This window comes from Siccibacter turicensis LMG 23730, from assembly GCF_000463155.2.
GTDB classification, from domain to species: domain Bacteria; phylum Pseudomonadota; class Gammaproteobacteria; order Enterobacterales; family Enterobacteriaceae; genus Siccibacter; species Siccibacter turicensis.
The window spans coordinates 1096560-1117689 of record NZ_AWFZ01000028.1 but is presented as its reverse complement, the minus strand read 5'-3'; the positions used below and the strand labels follow the sequence as shown (position 1 = coordinate 1117689).

Here is a 21130-nt window from a genome sequence, read left to right as displayed (position 1 = left end):
TCTGACATAAACGAACGCTATGAGCACAGCAATTACACGACAGATCGTCCTCGATACCGAGACCACGGGTATGAACCAGCTCGGTGTGCATTACGAGGGACACCGGATTATCGAAATCGGCGCCGTTGAGGTGATTAACCGCCGCCTGACCGGGAACAACTTCCACGTCTACCTGAAGCCCGACCGGCTGGTGGACCCGGAAGCGTTCAACGTTCACGGTATCGCCGACGAGTTCCTGATGGACAAACCGCAGTTTGGCGATGTGGTCGATGACTTTATCGATTACATTCGCGGGGCCGAGCTGGTCATCCATAACGCCTCGTTCGATATCGGCTTTATGGATTATGAATTCAGCAAGCTCAACCGCGGTATCCCCAAAACCGAGACCTTCTGTAAGGTAACGGATAGCCTGGCGCTGGCGCGCAAGATGTTCCCCGGCAAGCGTAACAGCCTCGATGCGCTCTGCTCGCGTTACGAAATCGACAACACCAAGCGTACGTTGCACGGGGCGCTGCTCGACTCCCAAATCCTGGCCGACGTCTATCTGGCGATGACCGGTGGGCAGACCATCATGTCGTTTGCGCTGGAGAGCGAATCGCAGCAGCAGCAGGGCGAAGCGACCATTCAACGCGTTGCGCGTAAAGCGTCGCGTCTGCGGGTGATTTCTGCCACCGATGAAGAGCTGGCGGCCCATGAATCGCGTCTCGACATCGTTGAGAAAAAAGGCGGAAGCTGCCTGTGGCGGGCCTGAGGGCCAGCAAGATGTGCGGAAAGTGAGCGCGCGGGCGATTTTTACAGCAAACGATTAAATTTGTGAGAAAAACCGTTGACGCCGATCGGGGCAAACCGTAATATTCGCCTCGTTCCAGCAATGGAACAATGCGGAGCGGTAGTTCAGTTGGTTAGAATACCTGCCTGTCACGCAGGGGGTCGCGGGTTCGAGCCCCGTCCGTTCCGCCACTATTCAGAAGGCCTGAATCAGCAATGATTCAGGCCTTCGTCGTTTCTGCCGTCCGTTCGCCTCCCGTTTAACGAGGCGAGGGGATTAGTCCAGGCTAAACGGGTCGGCGTCCTGCCAGGCCGGAAACGCGTCACGCCAGGCGTTCAGTGCCTCCAGCGACAGCGCAGCATCGATGCGTCCGGAAACATAGGGCGTTGCTGCCGCCAGCGCTTCACCCTGCGGGCTGATGATCGCGCTGTCACCGCTGTAGCGATGTCCGTTGCCGTCCCGCCCCGTCCGGTTACATCCCGCCACGTAAGCCTGATTCTCAATCGCCCGCGCTGCCAGCAGCGTTTTCCAGTGGTGCGCGCGCGGCGCAGGCCAGTTGGCGACGTAGAGCGCCAGATCGTAGTCGTTCTGATTGCGTGACCACACCGGGAAGCGCAGGTCGTAACACACCTGCGGCAGAATACGGAATCCGCGCCAGGGAATAATCACCCGCCGATCGCCCGCCTGATAATACTGATGTTCATCGGCCATGCGGAACAGATGACGTTTATCGTAGAAGTGCAGCGTGCCGTCCGGCTCCACCAGCAGGAAACGGTTCACCGGCCCACGCTCGGTCTGGAGCGCCGCGCTTCCGGCAATCATGGCGTCGGTCTGCCTGGCCCAGTCGTGCATCCAGGCCACCACTTCGCGCTGGGGCAGTGACCGTTGCGCGGCTTCCATGGCAAAGCCGGTGGTAAACATTTCCGGGAGCAGGATCAGATCCCGTCCGGGCAGCTCCGCCAGCAGCGTATCGAAATGGCGAAGATTAGCCGGACCGTCCATCCAGACGAGGGGCTGTTGCAGCACAGTAAGTTGTAAGCCGGGCACGTGAGACGCTCCGTAGTGAACACATTTTTCCACTCTACCATGAGAAGCGCGTTACGTGACGCCAATAAAAAACCCCGCACCAGGCGGGGTTTATGGGGTAACGCGACGATCAGGCGGCTTCGATGGTGCGCACCTTAGTGGTCTGCTTTACCGGCTGGGTCGCCAGGGCATCAAATTCGAACTCATCCACGTTGATGCTGCGAAGGCGGCTCTCCTCTGCCTTGATAAGCAGGCTGGCTTCATCCTGAGTGATAAAACCTTTCGCCAGCGCGTCGGCGGCCAGCGCATCCAGACGGGTAAACGGCAGGTTTTTGCCCAGCTCTTTACAGATACGCACGTGGATCGGCTCCGCGGCCATTACATCTGCCAGCGCGGCTTCCAGCAGCCCGGCGGCATTATGCTCGCTCGGCGTCAGGTACTGACCCCGCCCAATACGCGAGCGGGTGGCGCACGGCGTCTGAATGATCTTCGCCAACTGGTGGTCGAGCTTGTCCGACGGTGCCGTGAAGCGACGCCCTGCCGGGAAGATAACCAGACGCATCAGGCCCGCCACACCCGCATTCGGGAAGTTGCGCAGCAGATCGTCGATGGCCTGCTCGGCCTGATGCAGCGCATCCTGCACGCCCCAGTGCACCAGCGGCAGATCCGCTTCGTGACGGCCCTCATCCTCGTAGCGTTTCAGCGCCGCGGTGGCGAGATAGAGCTGGCTCAGCACATCGCCAAGGCGCGCCGAAATGCGCTCCCGACGTTTCAGGCTGCCGCCCAGCACGGCCATAGAGATATCCGACAGCAGCGCCAGGTTGGCACTTACCCGGTTGATGTGCTGATAGTAACGGCGCGTGGCGTCCCGGGTCGGCGACGGGCTGGTCAGGCCGTTCGTCAGGCCGAGCCAGAAGCTGCGCATCATGTTGCTGCCCACGTGACCGATATGGCTGAACAGCAGCTGGTCGAAGGCGTTGAGATCGTTGTTCTGCGCCGCCGCCATCTCTTCAAGCACATACGGGTGGCAGCGAATCGCCCCCTGGCCGAAGATCATCATGGTGCGGGTAAGAATGTTGGCCCCTTCCACCGTAATAGCGATCGGTGCGCCCTGGTAGGCGCGCGCCAGGAAGTTTGACTCGCCGAGCATGATGCCTTTCCCGCCGGCAATATCCATGGCGTCAATGATTGACTGCTGGCCGCGGTGGGTACAGTGGTACTTAACGATAGCGGACAGCACCGCCGGTTTTTCCCCGAGCATAATGCCGTAGGTGATCAGCGACGCCGCGGCGTCCATCACGTAGGCGTTGCCGGCGATACGCGCCAGCGGCTCTTCGATCCCTTCCATCTTACCGATGGAGACTTTGAACTGACGGCGAATATGGGCGTAGGCACCGGTGGCCAGCGCAATCGACTTCAGGCTGCCGGTCGAGTTAGACGGCAGGGTGATGCCGCGTCCAACGGACAGGCACTCCACCAGCATCCGCCAGCCCTGACCGGCCATTTTCGGGCCGCCGATGATGTAGTCGATCGGCACAAAGATATCGTTGCCACGGGTCGGGCCGTTCTGGAACGGCACGTTAAGCGGGAAGTGACGATTACCGATCTCAACGCCCGGGGTGTTGGTCGGGATCAGGGCGCAGGTAATGCCCGGCTCGGCGTCGTCGCCCAGCAGATGATCGGGGTCCGACAGCTTAAACGCCAGGCCCAGCACCGTGGCGATCGGCGCGAGGGTGATGTAGCGCTTGTTCCAGGTCAGGCGCATACCCAGCACCTGCTGGCCCTGCCATTCGCCCATGCAGACCACACCGGTATCCGGGATGGCGCCCGCATCGGAGCCCGCTTCCGGGCTGGTCAGTGCGAAGCAGGGGATCTCCTGCCCACGCGCCAGGCGCGGGAGATAGTGGTCCTTCTGCTCTTCGGTACCGTAGTGCTGAAGCAGTTCACCCGGCCCTAACGAGTTGGGCACCCCGACGGTAATAGCCAGAATGCCGGAGACGCCGGCCAGCTTCTGCAGCACGCGCGCCTGAGCGTAAGCGGAAAACTCCAGACCGCCGTACTCTTTTTTGATGATCATGGCAAAGAAGCGATGCTCTTTCAGATAGGCCCACAGCTCCGGCGGCAGATCCGCCATCTCGTGGGTGATCTGGAAATCGTTCGCCATGCGGCAGGCTTCTTCTACCGGGCCGTCAATAAAGGCCTGCTCTTCCGCCGTGAGCGTAGGCTGCGGGTAGTTGTGCAGCTTCTGCCAGTCCGGGTTGCCGCGGAACAGATCGCCTTCCCACCAGGTGGTACCGGCGTCGATGGCCTCTTTTTCCGTACGCGACATCGGCGGCATCACCTTGCGGAAGCTGCGAAACGCCGGGGCGGAGAACAGCGACTTACGAACAGGCGTGAGGTTGAACGGCAGCAGGATAAGCGCCACCGGCACCAGCATCCACAGCGACCAGATGCCAACCGCGCCGAGCACGGCGGTCCAGGCCAGCAGAATCAGGCTGCTGAGATGCAGATTAACGCGATGGTAGAAGAGCGCACCGAGCAGCACGACGGTGGCAACGATACTCAGAATCATCATAACGAAAAGCTCCCTTGCTTGTAGGAGGTCTGACCACTTGTGATGATATGGTTGTAGTGGATGTTATGTTTTTTAGCAATGCGTTCACAAAATAATTACAACCTGGTTCACAATGTTGCCGCACGGAATGGCAAAACATCCATGCCCCGACGGGCGTAGCGCTTCTCGCCCCGGACGCTATCCGGTACACTGCTCGGGTCTATTTTTCTCATGCTGAAGGATATCCTCATGTACCAGGATCTTATTCGTAACGAGCTGAATGAAGCGGCAGAGACGCTGGCTAATTTCCTCAAAGATGAAGCCAATATCCACGCTATCCAGCGCGCTGCGGTGCTACTGGCTGACAGCTTTAAAGCGGGTGGCAAAGTGCTCTCCTGCGGCAACGGCGGTTCACACTGCGATGCCATGCACTTCGCCGAAGAGCTGACCGGTCGCTACCGCGAAAACCGTCCGGGATATCCGGCGATCGCTATCTCTGACGTCAGCCACATCTCCTGCGTGAGCAACGACTTCGGCTACGACTACATCTTCTCCCGCTACGTGGAAGCGGTAGGGCGCGAGGGCGATGTGCTGCTGGGGATCTCCACCTCCGGCAACTCAGCCAACGTGATCAAAGCGATTGAAGCCGCGCGCGCCAAAGGCATGAAGGTCATTACCCTGACCGGGAAAGACGGTGGCAAAATGGCCGGCAGCGCCGACATCGAAATTCGTGTGCCACACTTCGGCTATGCGGATCGCATTCAGGAGATCCACATCAAAGTGATCCACATCCTGATTCAGCTGATCGAAAAAGAGATGGTAAAAGCCTGATAAGGCTGGCGGGTTTATCATTCTGGCCCCGGACAGTGCCTGAAACCCGGCGACCCCTGGTTCGCCCCGGTTTTAGCGCACTGGCCGCTTCCGGACATCAACCAGACCGGGCCTGACGGGCGTGTTATGAGGTGACTATGTGCGAACTGCTCGGGATGAGCGCGAATGTGCCCACCGATATCTGCTTTAGCTTTACCGGCCTCGTCCAGCGCGGTGGCGGCACCGGGCCGCATAAAGACGGCTGGGGCATTACCTTCTACGAAGGAAAGGGCTGCCGGACGTTCAAAGACCCCCAACCCAGTTTTAACTCGCCCATCGCCAGGCTGGTGCAGGAGTATCCCATCAAGTCCTGCTCGGTGATCGCCCATATTCGCCAGGCGAATCGCGGTGAAGTCGCGCTGGAAAACACCCATCCGTTTACCCGAGAGCTGTGGGGCCGCAACTGGACCTACGCGCACAACGGGCAGCTGAACGGCTATCGCACGCTGCATACCGGCCAGTTTCGTCCGGTAGGGGAGACCGACAGCGAGAAAGCCTTCTGCTGGCTACTGCATGAGCTAAGCCAGCGTTATCCGCGCACCCCCGCCAAAATGGACAGCGTGTTCCGCTTTATTGCCACGCTCGCCGCGCAGCTACGCGAAAAAGGGGTGTTTAACATGCTGCTGTCCGACGGCCGGTATGTGATGGCGTTCTGCTCTACCAATCTGTTCTGGATAACCCGCCGCGCGCCGTTTGGCGTGGCGAAGCTGCTGGATCAGGATGTGGAAATTGATTTTGTGCAGGAGACCACACCAGACGATGTGGTCACGGTCATTGCGACGCAGCCCCTGACGGGCAACGAAGCCTGGCAAAAGATTATGCCAGGCGAGTGGGCGTTATTCTGCCTTGGGGAGCGCGTAGTTTGACACCAGCTGCGGATGGACCGGCGTGCTGGCAAGCGGCTTGCTGACTACGTAACGGCCTTCCGGGGAGACGGACACTACCGGCGGCTGACGGGTCTGGACAAAATAGTCGTAGCCCGGCTTGAGCTGCTTCCAGAACTCGTTGTAGTACGAGTACTTGTGACGCGCCATGTTGGCGTCGGTCATGCGGAACGGATAGATGCTGACCTGCACCTGCGGCTGACCAAAAATCAGCGCGGCGGTCACGTACTGGAAAATCTCATCGATGCCGGTATCGGTCATGGCGTAGCAGCCAACAGACACGCAGGCGCCGTGGATCATCAGGTACTTCCCTTCATAGCCGTGCGCGCGGTCATAGGCATTCGGGAAACCGATGTTAATCGCTTTATAGAAACGGCTGTCGGGTTTGAGCTGGCTGCGCTGAACGCTGTAGAAGCCTTCCGGGCTTTTGAAGTCGCCCTGGCGCTGTTTCGGGCCAAGACCGCCGGAGTAATTGCAGATGCGGAAACTGTCCAGCAGCTGATACTGCTCGCCCATCTTCACGTACAGCTCGAGCGTGCGCTCTTCCTTGAAGATTTGAACATACACCGGGGAGCCCATAAGCTGCTGCTTGTTTTCTTTGCTGAGGGACAACGCGGAACTATTGCCACCCGTCAGCGCAGCAAACGAGACGCACGGGATCAGAAGCATCGCAATGAATAATGCGATTTTGCGCATTCTACTTATTTCCTTGATAAAGCGTAAACCACTGCCGGGACGGCAAGAGAGACCCAGAATCAGACTATTCTGTAATGGAGCGCTCACATTAGCAGCAATTAAGATTTTCGCAACAGTCCAAAGGGATGTTTTCACTGCCGCCCAACGTTATACCGGATCCGTGTGACGTTTTCAGCGTGGCGAAGATATTTTTATGCGGCCAAAAAACAATGCGTTATTTCTTATTGGCCGCTATTCCTGCGCTGCGTAGGACCGCAGCGGCTATTCCATTTCTGGACGATATTATCTGAAGCGATAGTGGCCGCGAAGCCGCGCTTCTTATTTTTTAAGGTTTTCCTGTATACTTATCCAGTAAAGATGAGGGCGGGGTATGCGTAAAATCATTCACGTGGATATGGACTGCTTTTTCGCGGCGGTAGAGATGCGCGATAATCCTGCCCTGCGCGATATTCCCCTGGCAATTGGCGGCAGCCGTGAGCGGCGCGGTGTGATCAGTACCGCTAACTATCCGGCGCGGAAATTCGGGGTGCGCAGCGCGATGCCCACCGCCACCGCGCTCAAGCTCTGTCCCCATCTCACTCTGCTGCCGGGCCGCTTCGATGCCTATAAAGAGGCCTCGGCGCATATCCGCGAGATTTTCTCGCGCTACACCGCCCTGATTGAACCGCTCTCGCTGGATGAAGCCTATCTCGATGTGTCGGACAGCCCGCACTGCCACGGCTCCGCAACCCTGATGGCCCAGGAGATCCGCGCCACCATCTACCGCGAAACTGGCCTCACCGCCTCGGCGGGTATCGCGCCGATAAAGTTCCTCGCCAAAATTGCGTCGGATCTCAACAAACCCAACGGGCAGTACGTGATTACGCCCGAGGCGGTGCCTGAGTTTCTGAAGACGCTGCCGCTGAGCAAGATTCCCGGCGTCGGCAAAGTGTCCGCCGGCAAGCTTGAGGAGATGGGGTTGCGCACCTGCGCCGATGTGCAGAACAGCGATCTCGCCCAGCTCCTTAAGCGCTTCGGCAAGTTTGGCCGGGTGCTGTGGGAGCGCAGCCAGGGCATCGACGAGCGTGAGATAAGCAGCGAGCGGCAGCGTAAGTCGGTGGGGGTGGAGCGCACCCTGGCTGAGGATATTCACGACTGGGCGCAGTGCGAGGCGATCATCGAGCAGCAGCTCTATCCCGAACTGGAACGGCGGCTCACCAGCGTGAAGCCCGACCTGCTCATTGCCCGCCAGGGCGTAAAGCTCAAGTTCAACGATTTCCAGCTCACCACCCAGGAGCACGTCTGGCCGAAGCTCAATAAAGAGGATCTTATCGCCACCGCCCGGAAAACCTGGGATGAGCGACGCGGAGGACGCGGCGTGCGGCTGGTGGGCCTGCACGTGACGCTGCTCGATCCGCAAATCGAGAGGCAGCTGCTGCTGGGGCTGTAAGCGGGCGAGGGTGAAAGGCGGACGGCAGACAATAAAAAAGGGCGGGGATTTCCCCGCCCTGACTATTTTTACTGCGACTTACTTCGCCGGGATCGCCTTCAGCAGGGCGGTCAGCAGCGTCCAGTAGTGGCCGACGCTTTCGATGTGCACCTGCTCATCCGGGGAGTGCGGACCGGTAATGGTCGGCCCGATGGATACCATATCCATCTCCGGGTACGGCTTCTTGAACAGACCGCACTCCAGACCCGCGTGGATCACCTGAATGTTCGGCGTTTTGTCGAACAGACGCTGATAGGTTTCACGCACCAGCGCCATTACCGGTGAACTGGCGTCCGGCTGCCAGCCAGGGTAGCTGCCTTTGGCATCGGTGTGGGCACCGGCCAGCGCGCCGAGGGACTCCAGCATGCTCACCACGTACTCTTTGCCGCTGTCGATCAGCGAACGGATAAGGCAGATAATCTGCGCGTTCTGCTCATCCATGGTCACCACGCCCACGTTGAGGGAGGTTTCCACCACGCCTTTCGCCACGTCAGAATTACGGATCACGCCGTTCGGGGTGGCGTTCAGCAGCTGAACAAACGCATCGCGGGAGGCGGTCGTCAGCGCGGCGCGATCGCTCTGCGCGCTTTCCAGCACCAGCGTCAGGTTCTTCTCTTTTTCCGCCAGCTCGTTTTTCAGGATCGCCAGGTACTCGTCCGCCAGCGCTTTCAGGCTCTGGGCTTTATCGGCAGGCACGGCCACGGTGGCAAACGCCTCGCGTGGAATCGCGTTGCGCAGGGTACCGCCGTTGAAATCCACCAGACGCAGATCCAGCGCCGCCGCATGGCCCGCCAGGAAACGTGCCAGCAGCTTGTTGGCGTTGCCGAGACCAAGGTGAATATCGCCGCCGGAGTGGCCGCCTTTCAGGCCCTTGAGCGTCAGCTTAAAGGTCTGGAAACCTGCCGGTACGGCTTCACGCGTCAGGGCGAGGGTAGAGATAAAATCAATCCCGCCGGCGCAGCCCATGTAGATCTCGCCTTCTTCTTCTGAGTCGGTGTTGATCAGAATATCGGCCTGCAGCCAGTTGGCCTGAAGGCCGAACGCCCCGTCCATGCCCGCTTCTTCGGTCATGGTGAGCAGCACCTCCAGCGGACCGTGCTCAACGCGCTCGTCGGCCAGTACCGCCAGCGCGGACGCCATACCGATACCGTTATCGGCGCCAAGCGTGGTGCCGCGCGCCTTCACCCACTCGCCGTCGATCCACGGCTGGATCGGGTCTTTGGTGAAGTCGTGAACGGTGTCGTTATTTTTCTGCGGCACCATATCCAGGTGCGCCTGGAGGGCCACCGGTTTACGGTTTTCCATGCCCGCGGTAGCCGGCTTGCGGATCAGGATGTTGCCAACCTGGTCGCGCTCTGCGTGCAGACCTTTTTCCTTCGCCCAGCCCATGATGTGGTTTGCGAGTTCTTCTTCATGGTAGGACGGGTGCGGAATGGAACAGATTTTGGCAAAAATATCCCACAGCGGCTGTGGCGATAGCTGAGACAGTTCAGACACGTTAAGTCTCCTTGAGGTAGACCGGGCAAATTAGCGACGGGTCACAGGTTTAGCAGATGAACACAGGCTTTATTCAGCCCAGGATGGTGACGTCGAGAATACCATTTTCTGCTGCGAGGGGTAGTGCCGCAGGCGTAAAATCCATAGCCTGAACCGCGCAGCACTGGTTTTTAGCGCGTCAGATCTCTATAATCTCGCGCAACCAATTCCCCCTCGAACAATTTTTACGCCGTTTTTTACAGGCCGGGACACTTCACATGAGCGAAAAATACGTCGTCACCTGGGACATGTTGCAGATCCATGCCCGCAAACTGGCAAGCCGCCTGATGCCCTCCGAGCAGTGGAAAGGCATTATTGCCGTGAGCCGCGGTGGCCTGGTGCCGGCCGCGCTGCTGGCGCGTGAACTGGGTATTCGCCACGTCGATACCGTCTGCATCTCCAGCTACGACCACGATAACCAGCGCGAGCTGAAAGTGCTCAAGCGCGCGGAAGGCGACGGTGAAGGCTTTATCGTTATTGACGATCTGGTTGATACCGGCGGCACCGCGGTAGCGATTCGCGACATGTACCCGAAAGCGCACTTCGTCACCATCTTCGCCAAACCGGCCGGTCGCCCGCTGGTGGACGATTACGTTATCGACATCCCGCAGGACACCTGGATTGAGCAGCCGTGGGACATGGGCGTGGTCTTTGTACCGCCGCTGTCAGGCCGTTAATCGTATAAAGATGTAAATAACGCCCGGCTTTGTCCGGGCGTTTGTTTTATTTAGCGCCGGTAAAGTTACAATAAGGGTTCGTGAGCGTGTAATGGAGTAAAGCACGATGACCCAGGCTAACCTCAGCGAAACCCTGTTCAAACCGCGTTTCAAGCATCCTGAAACCTCAACCCTGGTGCGCCGCGTTCAGCATCATCAGGGGCCAGCCGTTCAGTCGGCGCTGGACGGTAAAAACGCCCCGCACTGGTACCGCATGATCAACCGCCTGATGTGGGTATGGCGTGGCGTGGATGCGCGTGAAATTCTCGAAGTGATGGCGCGGATCGCCGCAAGCCAGACCGAACGTACCGATGACGAGCTCTACGACACCGTCGTGGGCTACCGCAGCGGGAACTGGATCTACGAATGGTCGAAGCAGGCCATGCTCTGGCAGCAGCGCGCCGGTAATGCCCAGGATGAGCAGGAGAAAGGACGCCACTGGCTGATGGCCGCCAACCTTTACAGCATTGCGGCCTATCCGCATCTGAAAGGGGACGATCTGGCCGAACAGGCGCAGGTGCTGGCCAACAAAGCCTATGAAGAAGCGGCTCCGCGGCTGTCGGGCGAACTGCGCGAGCTGGAGTTCCCCATTCCCGGCGGCAGCCCGGTCTCGGGCTTCCTGCATCTGCCTAAAGGCGTCGACGGTCCTTGCCCTACGGTGCTGGTGTGCGGTGGCCTCGATGCCCTGCAAAGCGACTACTATACTCTTTTCGAGCACTATCTGGCCCCGGCGGGCATCGCCATGCTGACGGTGGATATGCCCTCGGTCGGCTTCTCCTCGAAGTGGAAACTGACCCAGGATTCCAGCCTGCTGCACCAGCACGTGCTTCACGCGCTGCCCGGCATTCCCTGGGTTGACCATACCCGCGTGGCGGCATTTGGTTTCCGCTTTGGCGCCAATGTCGCGGTACGGCTGGCGTATCTGGAGTCGCCGCGCCTGAAAGCGGTCGCCTGCCTGGGTCCGGTGGTACACCACCTGTTAAACGAGCCGGCGCGTCAGGATCAGGTCCCGGAGATGTATATGGACGTGCTCGCCAGCCGCCTTGGCATGTATGACGCTGCCGACAGCGCGCTGCGCGTCGAGCTCAACCGCTACTCGCTTAAAACCCAGGGGCTGCTCGGCCGCCGCTGCCCGACGCCGATGCTCTCCGGCTTCTGGAAAAACGATCCCTTCAGTCCACCGGAAGAGTCGCGTTTAATCACCTCGTCATCCGCCGACGGCAAACTGATGGAGATTCCCTTCAGCCCGGTCTATCGCAACTTTGACCGCGCGCTGCAGGAAATTACCGACTGGATCGGCGATAGATTGCGTTAATGGATTGATAAATTTCATTGGTCTGGTAAAACAGTTGCTTCATTAAAGGAGATCGCAATGACGTTACCGAGTGGACACCCAAAAAGCAGGCTGATTAAGAAATTCACTGCGCTTGGCCCGTATATTCGGGAGGAGCAGTGTGAAGGTACGCGCTTCTTTTTCGATTGCCTGGCGGTTTGTGTAAACGTGAAGCCAGCACCCGAAAAGCGTGAGTTCTGGGGATGGTGGATGGAGCTGGAAGCGCAGGAAAAACGCTTTACCTACACGTACCACTTTGGCCTGTTTGACAAAGAAGGCGTCTGGCAGCCAACGGCGATCAAAGATAACGAAGTCAATGACAAGCTGGAGCAGACGCTGCGCGATTTCCATAAGCGCCTGCATGCCCTGCTGACCACGCTTGAGCTGGGTCTGGAACCCGCCGACGATTTTGCCGAGAAGCCGGTAAAACTCTCTGCCTGACCCACTAACCGTCCGGCCACGCACCGTGCGGTTCGAATAAAAAAAGCCCTGCATTGCAGGGCTTTTTTGTTGGGGCGAACTTAGAACTGGTAGGTTACGCCAACTGCGACCACGTCGTCGTCGTTGATGCCCAGTTTGTTGTCGCTGTCGATCTGGTTGATTTTGTAATCCACCATCGCCGACATGTTCTTGTTGAAGTAGTAGGTCATGCCCACGTCGATGTAGTTGACCAGATCTTCGTTGCCGATACCGTCTTCCATGTCTTTGCCTTTGGACAGCACGTAGCCAAGAGACGGACGCAGACCGAAGTCGAACTGATACTGAATCACGGCTTCAAAGTTTTCCGCTTTGTTGGCGAAACCACGTGACGACGACACCGGCGTCATGTTTTGTGATACGCCATACATCGCAGCCATATACAGGTTGTTGGCGTCATATTTCACACCGGTAACCCAGGCTTCCGCGTTGTCGCCACGGCCCAGATCCATTGCGTTCTGATCGTCGGTACGGTCAGATTTCGCATAGGCACCGCTGATGGCGAAATCGCTGCCGCCGAAGTCATAGGAGAGAGAGGTACCGAAGCCGTCGCCATTCTGACGAATCGCCGAGCGGTTTTCGTTTTTGCCCTGGTATTGCAGGGTCAGGTCCAGACCGTCAATCATGCCGAAGAAATCGGTGTTACGGTAGGTTGCCAGACCGGTAGAGCGCTTGGTCATGAAGTTATCGGTACGGGCCAGCGAGTCGCCGCCGAACTCCGGGAACATATCGGTCCAGGCGGCAACGTCGTACAGCGCGCCGAGGTTACGACCGTAATCGAGAGAGCCAAACTGTGACCACTTCAGACCGGCGAAGGCCAGACGGGTTTTCTGCGTCTGCGCATCGGTGGATTCAGCATCTTTGCCGGAGAACTCTGCTTCCCAGCGACCGTAGCCGGTCAGTTCGCTGTTAATCTGGGTTTCGCCCTTGAAACCAAAACGCACATAGGTGTTATCGCCATCGACGCTGTCGTTGTCGCTGATATAACGCTGAGCTTTGACTTTGCCGTATACGTCCAGCTTGTTGCCGTTTTTATTATAAACTTCTGCCGCTGAAACAGAGGCTGAAGCGACAATGCTCATTACCACTAATGCCAGAGTGCTCTTTTTCATTTTCAATCCCAATTGATAGAACGCGCTTAATATTCTCAGGACGTTAGGTCCCGTGAAAAAACATGGAGGGTTTTATCGTTTTGGGATGAAGGTTTTATTACAAAATAAGATAAATTTTAAATAATCGTGTTTATTTACTTCTGTCATATCACTGTCAACAAGTAACGCTAGTTTTGCCGATCCAGCACAACAATTCTGAGCCTTTTCAAAGCGCCTGTTGGCAAGAGCCACGACTCCTGTTACAACGTTCACTGGTATAACTTTTTCTTTTCGTTGAACGGCATAAACATCATGAGTGACAGCCAGACGCTGGTGGTAAAACTCGGCACCAGCGTATTAACCGGGGGATCCCGCAGACTTAATCGCGCCCATATCGTGGAGCTGGTACGCCAGTGCGCGCAGCTCCATGCCGCCGGGCACCGTATCGTTATCGTGACCTCTGGCGCCATCGCCGCCGGGCGCGAACACCTGGGCTACCCTGAACTGCCGGCTACTATCGCCTCCAAGCAGCTGCTGGCCGCGGTAGGGCAGAGCCGTCTGATTCAGCTCTGGGAGCAGCTTTTCTCCATCTACGGCATCCACATTGGGCAGATGCTGCTGACCCGTGCCGACATGGAAGATCGCGAGCGCTTCCTCAACGCCCGGGACACGCTGCGCGCCCTGCTGGATAATCATATCGTGCCGGTGATTAACGAAAATGACGCGGTCGCCACCGCGGAGATTAAGGTCGGCGATAACGATAACCTGTCGGCGCTGGCCGCCATCCTCGCGGGTGCCGACAAACTGCTGCTGCTTACCGATCAGCAGGGGCTGTTCACCGCCGATCCGCGCACTAACCCGCAGGCGGAACTGATTACCGACGTGCGCGGGATCGACGATGCGCTGCGCGCCATCGCCGGCGACAGCGTGTCCGGCCTGGGAACGGGCGGCATGGGCACCAAGCTGCAGGCCGCCGACGTCGCCTGCCGCGCCGGCATCGACACCATCATCGCCGCGGGCAGCAGGCCTGGCGTGATTGGCGCCGTGATGAACGGCACCCCGGTTGGCACCCGCTTCCACGCCCTTCAGACGCCGCTGGAAAACCGCAAGCGCTGGATTTTCGGCGCTCCGCCGGCAGGCGAACTCAGTGTGGATGAGGGCGCCTGCGCCGCCATCCTTGAGAAGGGCAGCTCGCTGCTGCCAAAAGGCATCAAAGACGTCACCGGAAACTTCTCCCGCGGCGAGGTTATCCGCATTCGCAGCCTTGATGGCCGCGACATCGCCCACGGCGTCAGCCGCTACAACAGCGATGCGCTGCGGCGTATCGCCGGTCAGCATTCGCAGGATATCGGAACCGTGCTGGGCTATGAATATGGCCCGGTTGCCGTTCACCGCGACGACATGATTACCCGCTAAGGAGCCGGCCATGCTTGAACAAATGGGCAAAGCGGCGAAAGCCGCCTCGTATCAGCTCGCACTGCTCTCCAGCCGCGAAAAAAACCGCGTACTGGAAAAGATTGCCGACTATCTGGAAGCGCAGTCAGAGACCATTCTCGCGGCCAACGCGCAGGACGTTAGTGAAGCCCGTGATAACGGCCTGAGCGACGCGCTGCTCGACCGCCTGCAGCTCACCCCGGCCCGGCTAAGCGCCATCGCCGCCGACGTGCGCCAGGTGTGCCACCTCACCGACCCGGTAGGGCAGGTGATTGACGGCGGCCTGCTCGACAGCGGCCTGCGTCTGGAGCGCCGCCGCGTACCGCTCGGCGTGATTGGCGTGATCTATGAAGCGCGCCCCAACGTCACCGTCGACGTCGCCTCGCTGTGCCTGAAAACCGGCAACGCCGCGATCCTGCGCGGCGGAAAAGAGACCTGGCGCACCAACGCCGCCACGGTGCGGGTGATCCAGCAGGCGCTGGTGGAGTGCGGCCTGCCCGCCGCCGCCGTGCAGGCGATCGAGAGCCCGGATCGGGCGCTGGTCAACGAACTGCTGCGTATGGATAACTACATCGACATGCTGATCCCGCGCGGCGGAGCGGGGCTGCACAAGCTGTGCCGCGAGCAGTCTACCATCCCGGTGATTACCGGCGGGATTGGCGTCTGCCATATCTTCGTTGACGACAGCGCCGAGTTCGCCCCGGCCATTAATATTATCGTTAACGCCAAAACCCAGCGCCCCAGCACCTGCAACACGGTTGAAACCCTGCTGGTGCATCAGGGTGTGGCGGCGCGTTTTCTGCCAGCGCTGAGTAACGCGATGGCGGAGAAAGGCGTAACGCTGCATGCCGATAGCCAGGCGTTGAGCCTGCTGCAGGATGGCCCGGCGACTGCCGTGGCGGTGAAACCGGAAAAGTACGACGACGAGTTTTTATCGCTCGATCTGAACGTGAAGATCGTCGCCGATCTCGATGCGGCGATCGATCACATCCGCGCTCACGGCACCCAGCATTCGGATGCGATCCTGACGCGCACGCTGCGCAACGCCAACCGCTTTGTCAATGAAGTGGATTCGTCTGCGGTGTACGTTAACGCCTCCACCCGCTTCACCGACGGCGCGCAGTTCGGCCTCGGCGCGGAAGTGGCGGTCAGCACCCAGAAGCTGCACGCCCGCGGCCCGATGGGCCTTGAAGCGCTGACTACCTACAAATGGATTGGTTTTGGCGACGATACAATTCGTGCGTAACTGACCAACGGGTGATGCAAAAATGGCCGCTTAAACACAAAGGGCATTGACGCATCACCCACTTTTTTCTACCCTTTTCACCGTTGTTCATCTCCGTGATACTCATCACAACGCCGATATAGCTCAGTTGGTAGAGCAGCGCATTCGTAATGCGAAGGTCGTAGGTTCGACTCCTATTATCGGCACCACTTCAAACTCTTCCCAAGTCTACCGAAATCAACTTAAAGCCATATGCTGCGGTTTATAGCCCGTATTTTATCTCCTGTTATCAACTGGACTCAGCCGAAATCAAGTTACAGTTGGGGGCATAAGTGGGGGCATTCTGTGTTCGGTCCAGGGAGATGCCCCCAATGAAGCTAAATGCGCGACAGGTAGATGCAGCTAAACCCAGAGAAAAAGCCTACAAGGTGGCAGATGGTGCTGGTTTGTATCTTGAGGTTGTTCCCTCTGGTTCCAGATACTGGCGAATGAAATATCGCTTCAATGGAAAAGAGAAGCGTATCGCTTTTGGGGTCTATCCGGCAGTGTCCCTTGCAAAAGCGAGGGCACTGCGTGATGAAGCCAAGAAAAAGCTGGCCGAGGGCATCGATCCGTCTTTCGCCAAGAAAGAAGAAAGCTGGTTCGCGATGCGCAGCTCAACAACATGTTTCAGGCAGTCGCGCTTGAATGGCACGGAACGAAAGTGAGTCGATGGTCAGAAGTTTATGCTTCGGACATTATTGAAGCCTTCAATAAAGATATTTTCCCCTATATTGGCCAGCAACCGGTGAATGAAATCAAACCTTTGGTTCTGCTGAATGTGCTGCGTCGAATGGAAAGCCGTGGCGCGACAGAGAAGGCCAAGAAGGTTCGCCAGCGCTGCAGCGAAGTTTTTCGTTATGCCATCGTTACCGGCCGCGCGGAATACAATCCTGCGGCAGATCTAACCAGCGCGATGTCAGGGCATGAATCAAAGCATTATCCCTTCCTGACTGTTGAGGAGTTACCAGATTTCTTTAAAGCCCTCGCAGGCTACACAGGAAGCCCGTTAGTTGTTCTTGCAGCACGTCTGCTGATCCTTACGGGAGTTCGCACTGGCGAGCTCCGAGGTGCTTCCTGGAGTGAGTTTGATCTTGAAAAAGCGGTGTGGGAAATACCTGCAGAGCGTATGAAGATGAAAGGGCCTCATCTGGTGCCCCTCTCTACCCAAGCGCTGGAAATCGTAAAGCAGCTCAAAGTGATGTCAGGGCAATATCCGCTGGTGTTCCCAGGGCGTAATGATCCCCGCAAGACGATGAGTGAAGCGAGCATTAATCAAGTATTCAAACGGATTGGGTATACGGGAAAGGTTACTGGACATGGTTTTAGGCACACTATGAGTACAATTTTGCATGAGGAAGGATTCAATACGGCATGGATTGAGACACAGCTTGCGCATGTCGATAAGAATGCGATTCGTGGGACGTACAACCATGCGTTGTATCTGGAAGGGCGGAGGGAGATGATGCAGTGGTATGCAAACTATATGGCTGAGTTGCAAAAAGGGGAGACACTAAAAAGGAATATTCTCGAAACATATAAAATAGCTAAAAGACATCTAGATCTCTAGGAGGCTATTTTCATTCGGAGTATCTTAGATACCTCTTTTGTTGATAGTTAGTTTTGCACCAAAAACAGACATTCTGATTGCAAAGTAATTTAGCAATTTTAATAGAATTAGATTCGTAATTTTTTATAGGGGAATATTGGCTGCCATCCTGAAGAACAGTGACGTCGCCTGTTGGTCTGCACCAATAAAGAAAACCACCGTAGAAGGTGATAAAGACAGTATCTTCCTGAGCAGTATAAAACACTTTTATCTGGTTAAGGTCACTAGTAGCTGTACCCGTTTTACTTCCCCTGATGATTTTCCATATTTCATGAACCTCAGCCCATTTACCATCTATACAGAGTTGATTTGGTGTCTCGTGGTAGCCAAATTTTATGATACCAGTATCAATACATTCGGCTTCCCATTTCCCACCGGGACCTAGTTTTATATATTTCACATCGGAAGGACTGATTTTTTTCACAACTAGCCTTAAATCCCAAAGGTTATATGACTTTTTTATCACTAAAACCCTCCTGAATCAATGAATCAATGAATCAATGAATCAATGAATCAATGAATCAAACGGATACCATTTTGTGTGTCAAGGCATTGAGTTAATCACAGGAAACTATATATCACGTTTATGATAAACACCCATAAATCGGTATTTGTGCCATACTTAATCCACTTCTCGCTCAAAGCAGACTAAGCAAGCAATGACCGCCATATTCAAGTTCCGGTTGAGATGATATTTTACATAGGGGAGTTTCTACTTCAGTTGCATTCTCCTAATAACCTGATTGGAATATCGGACTGGCTATGTTTGTAAGATGCATTTGCGTTGCGAAACTAGTTATGGGGTATGGGCAATTCTGTATTCAATTGTATGAAGGTTTTTGTTAAATATTATTTATAATCATAGCGTTAAGTTAATAATGTCATGCTGTCATATTCATTGCCATTGCCATTGCCATTGCCATTGCCATTGCCATTGCCATTGTTAGCTAGCTAAATTTTATTTTTAAGTGGGCTTTTTTTAAAATTAAGATAGTAATTGCTTCATGAATATTGATATATACTCATCGAATTTAATAACAATGGTTGGTTCAAATTTCGATAAATAAACTAATAATGAGAGGATGAATGGTGTGACTGATAAAATTAAAAAGATAACCATAACTGAGTTAAGTTTATCAGCCTGAGAAAAAAGATCTCTTTTATGGGAGGCTATAAGTTCTGACAGTTCACCAGATTTAGCCGATTTTGTATGGCTAAACAAAGCATCTATGGACGCCCTTATAGAATAAAGGACCTTTCTCTGATCTTGAATGGTAAATAATATTAACAGTGATGTGATTGCGACACCAATTAATGTGAGAATACTTTCAAATTTTTCTGATGATTTTAATATAGCAAGAGCAACACCTATGGAAATGGGAAGGCCGAAAAGTTTCCCTGAAATAGAGGATAGAGTATTTGATATTTTACTTGATACTGACATATAATTTTCGGCAGCTTCTTTTTTTTGTTTCAGAAATGAAAAGTTCGTCAAATAGCATTCAAAATTACCGTAATATGTCTCTTTCAGGAGCTCCCAATGTTTAATTAATTTATTAAAATTGTCTTCCTCCCCATCTACTTCTCGTAGCACTTCGATTACTGAAACTCTAAACATTGATTGTTTTTCTTGAACATGAGCATTATCATTCTCATGATTATTGATATTATTAAAGACTGATAAATCTACGGCAGGGTAAGAAGCATTATCTATCGATATCTTTGGCTCAAATACAATTGGAGGTGTTTTTTTAGAACTTCCGGTATCAATAAATACAATCTTAAGGCGGCCATTGTCATCAATTCGATCAATATAGTTTGCTAATTTGCTGAGTTCATTTATAAAATGAGAAAGTATTAATGTATTTTTAATTGTTAGGTTGTCAGTATTTTCTCCAAAAATATAATCTTCTTGAACAAGATATACATTCTCGACATCTAACCCCATGTTTAATTTGTTATCAAATGATAAAAAGACATCAAGTGAATCTACAAATTGAAAATCCCCACCCGGTAAAGAGACCTTCAGTGTTACATCTGTATCATGATCAATATTGATGGGGAAGATATCACCGAAATAAGTCCCGGCATTTGAATCACTAAATAATATTTCAAAATCTGAGAGCATTGGATTATGTTCATCCCATAGCTCTTTTAGCTGCGTAAGGTTATCGCTAAGTTTTCCCTTGAAAACAAATTGAGAATCAGTCATGGCAGGTCTACCGAGCCCACGATATAAATTGACTAATTTTTCAAATTGTTGAGCGGACATAATTACCCTCTCTCTTTAAGAACAGCTTCTAATTTTTGTATGATATTTTCGTCTAGCTTCGATATTATCAGTTTTTTATCTGCACGATTATACTGGATTACTGATCCTGGAGCTGTACCAAAAAATCGTCTTTCAAAGTTTAACTCCCACCCATTTGACTTGGCTTTTACTTTCGCACGTCTACCGAGCACAGCTCTGTTAATAGAAAACTCTAACGGTAGTCCAATTTCCTCACTATTAAGATAGGTTATAAAGTTATCCATATGTTCATACTTATCTGCAGGAACTGTACTTCTAACTGCATGGTCGATTTCGGTAAGAGATGCTAATTTACCATCTTCTTTTAATGTTAAATAATTGAGTACAGCATCATATGCTTGATTTTTATACGCAGTTAATTCTTTATTCGCTTCGAAGTATTGTTTAACCCCATTAAGTGCGCCATCAGTGGCTTTAGCAGAGGGAACACTATCTGAACATCCTAAGGCTGCTACAAAATAACCCGAAGCATCTTGATTTATTTTAGGACTGACGAAAGCGAGATACGTAGGTTTTTCTTCTTCCGGTAATGTTTCATATTGATAATATCTATCAAAATTTACCCTTGCAGCCTGATGTATCTTGGCCATGTCTATTTGAACGATCCCGACGGGCTTTAAATTTTCATCTAGCCGTAAAGCTTCCTTTTGCTTAACCATTGTAATAAGCATGAAGTTTGAGGTGCCACTTGTGTAATGAGCAAATACTATTGCTCCACCGGATGCGGCAACTCTCGAAGGGTCTTTTGCTTGCCGAGTAAGCTCGTTCATACACACAGTTGAAAATGTATGAAATGAATCAGGCTCTGCCTTACCGCTGTAATAGTCTTGGAAAGCATTAGGTACCCTGTAAGTAGGATCCTCAATGTCAAAAGTACCTCTTGCTGCTTGGTTTTCTTTTTTTCCAATTAAGTCATTCAGAGATTTTACTAATTCCTGCACATATTTGTCATCTGTAGGTAGAACCTGCTTAATAATAGCCTCAACGCGCTGTTTTCCACTTTCTTTTACTAGTTCGTGTATAACACAATGCCTTAACTGAAATGCCATTTTTATACCTATCATCAATATATCACTATAGTGATCAACCTAA

17 protein-coding genes, 2 tRNA genes and 1 pseudogene are annotated in these 21130 nt (G+C 54.3%); 12 read left to right on the top strand and 8 right to left on the bottom strand.

The annotated features are described in order from the left end of the window. Window positions 1–19 precede the first annotated feature (19 nt). On the top strand, window positions 20–751 hold the full coding sequence (dnaQ, locus tag DW58_RS09585; protein WP_024548420.1) for a DNA polymerase III subunit epsilon: 732 nt from the start codon (window positions 20–22) through the stop codon (window positions 749–751). A 132-nt stretch (window positions 752–883) separates the two neighbouring features. After that, a tRNA-Asp gene (locus DW58_RS09580) sits at window positions 884–960 on the top strand. Between the two features lie 85 nt (window positions 961–1045). On the opposite strand, the gene DW58_RS09575 is transcribed toward DW58_RS09580, so the two are convergent. Beyond that, on the bottom strand, window positions 1046–1816 hold the full coding sequence (locus DW58_RS09575; protein WP_024548421.1) for an amidohydrolase: 771 nt from the start codon (window positions 1814–1816) through the stop codon (window positions 1046–1048). Window positions 1817–1925: 109 nt separating this feature from the next. Then, a complete protein-coding gene (gene fadE / locus DW58_RS09570; protein WP_024548422.1) occupies window positions 1926–4370 on the bottom strand; it encodes an acyl-CoA dehydrogenase FadE in 2445 nt (814 codons plus the stop codon). Between the two features lie 228 nt (window positions 4371–4598). On the opposite strand from fadE, the gene lpcA reads away from it, so the two are divergent. Both lpcA and DW58_RS09560 read left to right on the top strand, forming a co-directional pair. After that, window positions 4599–5180 carry a D-sedoheptulose 7-phosphate isomerase gene (lpcA, locus tag DW58_RS09565; RefSeq protein ID WP_024548423.1) on the top strand — a complete coding sequence of 194 codons (582 nt, stop codon included), beginning with the start codon at window positions 4599–4601 and terminating at the stop codon, window positions 5178–5180. Between the two features lie 137 nt (window positions 5181–5317). Next, entirely contained in the window at window positions 5318–6085 is a 768-nt protein-coding gene (locus DW58_RS09560) for a class II glutamine amidotransferase (RefSeq protein WP_024548424.1), read from the top strand. On the opposite strand, the gene dpaA is transcribed toward DW58_RS09560, so the two are convergent. Further along, on the bottom strand, window positions 6056–6799 hold the full coding sequence (dpaA, locus tag DW58_RS09555; protein WP_024548425.1) for a peptidoglycan meso-diaminopimelic acid protein amidase: 744 nt from the start codon (window positions 6797–6799) through the stop codon (window positions 6056–6058). The two genes, DW58_RS09560 and dpaA, sit on opposite strands and share 30 nt — an antisense overlap. Before the next feature lie 370 nt (window positions 6800–7169). Here dpaA and dinB point away from each other — a divergent pair, with 370 nt between their 5' ends. After that, the gene (gene dinB / locus DW58_RS09550; RefSeq protein WP_024548426.1) at window positions 7170–8228 is read left to right on the top strand and encodes a DNA polymerase IV; all 1059 of its coding nucleotides are present in this window, start codon (window positions 7170–7172) and stop codon (window positions 8226–8228) included. A gap of 78 nt (window positions 8229–8306) precedes the next feature. On the opposite strand, the gene pepD is transcribed toward dinB, so the two are convergent. Further along, on the bottom strand, window positions 8307–9764 hold the full coding sequence (pepD, locus tag DW58_RS09545) for a cytosol nonspecific dipeptidase (protein WP_024548427.1): 1458 nt from the start codon (window positions 9762–9764) through the stop codon (window positions 8307–8309). A 257-nt stretch (window positions 9765–10021) separates the two neighbouring features. Here pepD and gpt point away from each other — a divergent pair, with 257 nt between their 5' ends. The 3 genes from gpt (at window position 10022) to crl (ending at window position 12293) form a co-directional block, all read left to right on the top strand. After that, window positions 10022–10480: a xanthine phosphoribosyltransferase gene (gene gpt, locus DW58_RS09540; protein WP_024548428.1), complete on the top strand. Its 459-nt coding sequence runs from the start codon at window positions 10022–10024 to the stop codon at window positions 10478–10480. Between the two features lie 106 nt (window positions 10481–10586). Continuing rightward, window positions 10587–11834 (top strand): esterase FrsA, encoded by a 1248-nt coding sequence (gene frsA / locus DW58_RS09535; RefSeq protein WP_024548429.1) that lies wholly within the window; start codon window positions 10587–10589, stop codon window positions 11832–11834. Window positions 11835–11891: 57 nt separating this feature from the next. Beyond that, entirely contained in the window at window positions 11892–12293 is a 402-nt protein-coding gene (gene crl, locus DW58_RS09530) for a sigma factor-binding protein Crl (protein ID WP_024548430.1), read from the top strand. A gap of 80 nt (window positions 12294–12373) precedes the next feature. Here the strand turns inward: crl and phoE are convergent, their stop codons facing one another. After that, complete coding sequence (gene phoE, locus DW58_RS09525) at window positions 12374–13441, bottom strand: phosphoporin PhoE (protein ID WP_024548431.1); 1068 nt, start codon at window positions 13439–13441, stop codon at window positions 12374–12376. A gap of 291 nt (window positions 13442–13732) precedes the next feature. On the opposite strand from phoE, the gene proB reads away from it, so the two are divergent. From proB to DW58_RS09505, 4 genes and pseudogenes are all read left to right on the top strand, one after another. Beyond that, complete coding sequence (gene proB, locus DW58_RS09520) at window positions 13733–14836, top strand: glutamate 5-kinase (protein WP_024548432.1); 1104 nt, start codon at window positions 13733–13735, stop codon at window positions 14834–14836. A gap of 10 nt (window positions 14837–14846) precedes the next feature. Next, a complete protein-coding gene (gene proA, locus DW58_RS09515) occupies window positions 14847–16100 on the top strand; it encodes a glutamate-5-semialdehyde dehydrogenase (RefSeq protein WP_024548433.1) in 1254 nt (417 codons plus the stop codon). 112 nt (window positions 16101–16212) lie between these two features. Further along, window positions 16213–16288 (top strand) — tRNA-Thr (locus DW58_RS09510). A gap of 162 nt (window positions 16289–16450) precedes the next feature. Beyond that, window positions 16451–17688: pseudogene (locus DW58_RS09505) on the top strand (tyrosine-type recombinase/integrase). A gap of 10 nt (window positions 17689–17698) precedes the next feature. On the opposite strand, the gene DW58_RS09500 reads toward DW58_RS09505, so the two are convergent. From DW58_RS09500 to DW58_RS09490, 3 genes are all read right to left on the bottom strand, one after another. Then, on the bottom strand, window positions 17699–18193 hold the full coding sequence (locus DW58_RS09500) for a hypothetical protein (RefSeq protein ID WP_235047726.1): 495 nt from the start codon (window positions 18191–18193) through the stop codon (window positions 17699–17701). A 519-nt stretch (window positions 18194–18712) separates the two neighbouring features. After that, on the bottom strand, window positions 18713–19999 hold the full coding sequence (locus DW58_RS09495; RefSeq protein WP_024548435.1) for a hypothetical protein: 1287 nt from the start codon (window positions 19997–19999) through the stop codon (window positions 18713–18715). Window positions 20000–20001: 2 nt separating this feature from the next. After that, a complete protein-coding gene (locus DW58_RS09490) occupies window positions 20002–21087 on the bottom strand; it encodes a nucleoid-associated protein (RefSeq protein ID WP_024548436.1) in 1086 nt (361 codons plus the stop codon). Window positions 21088–21130 lie beyond the last annotated feature (43 nt).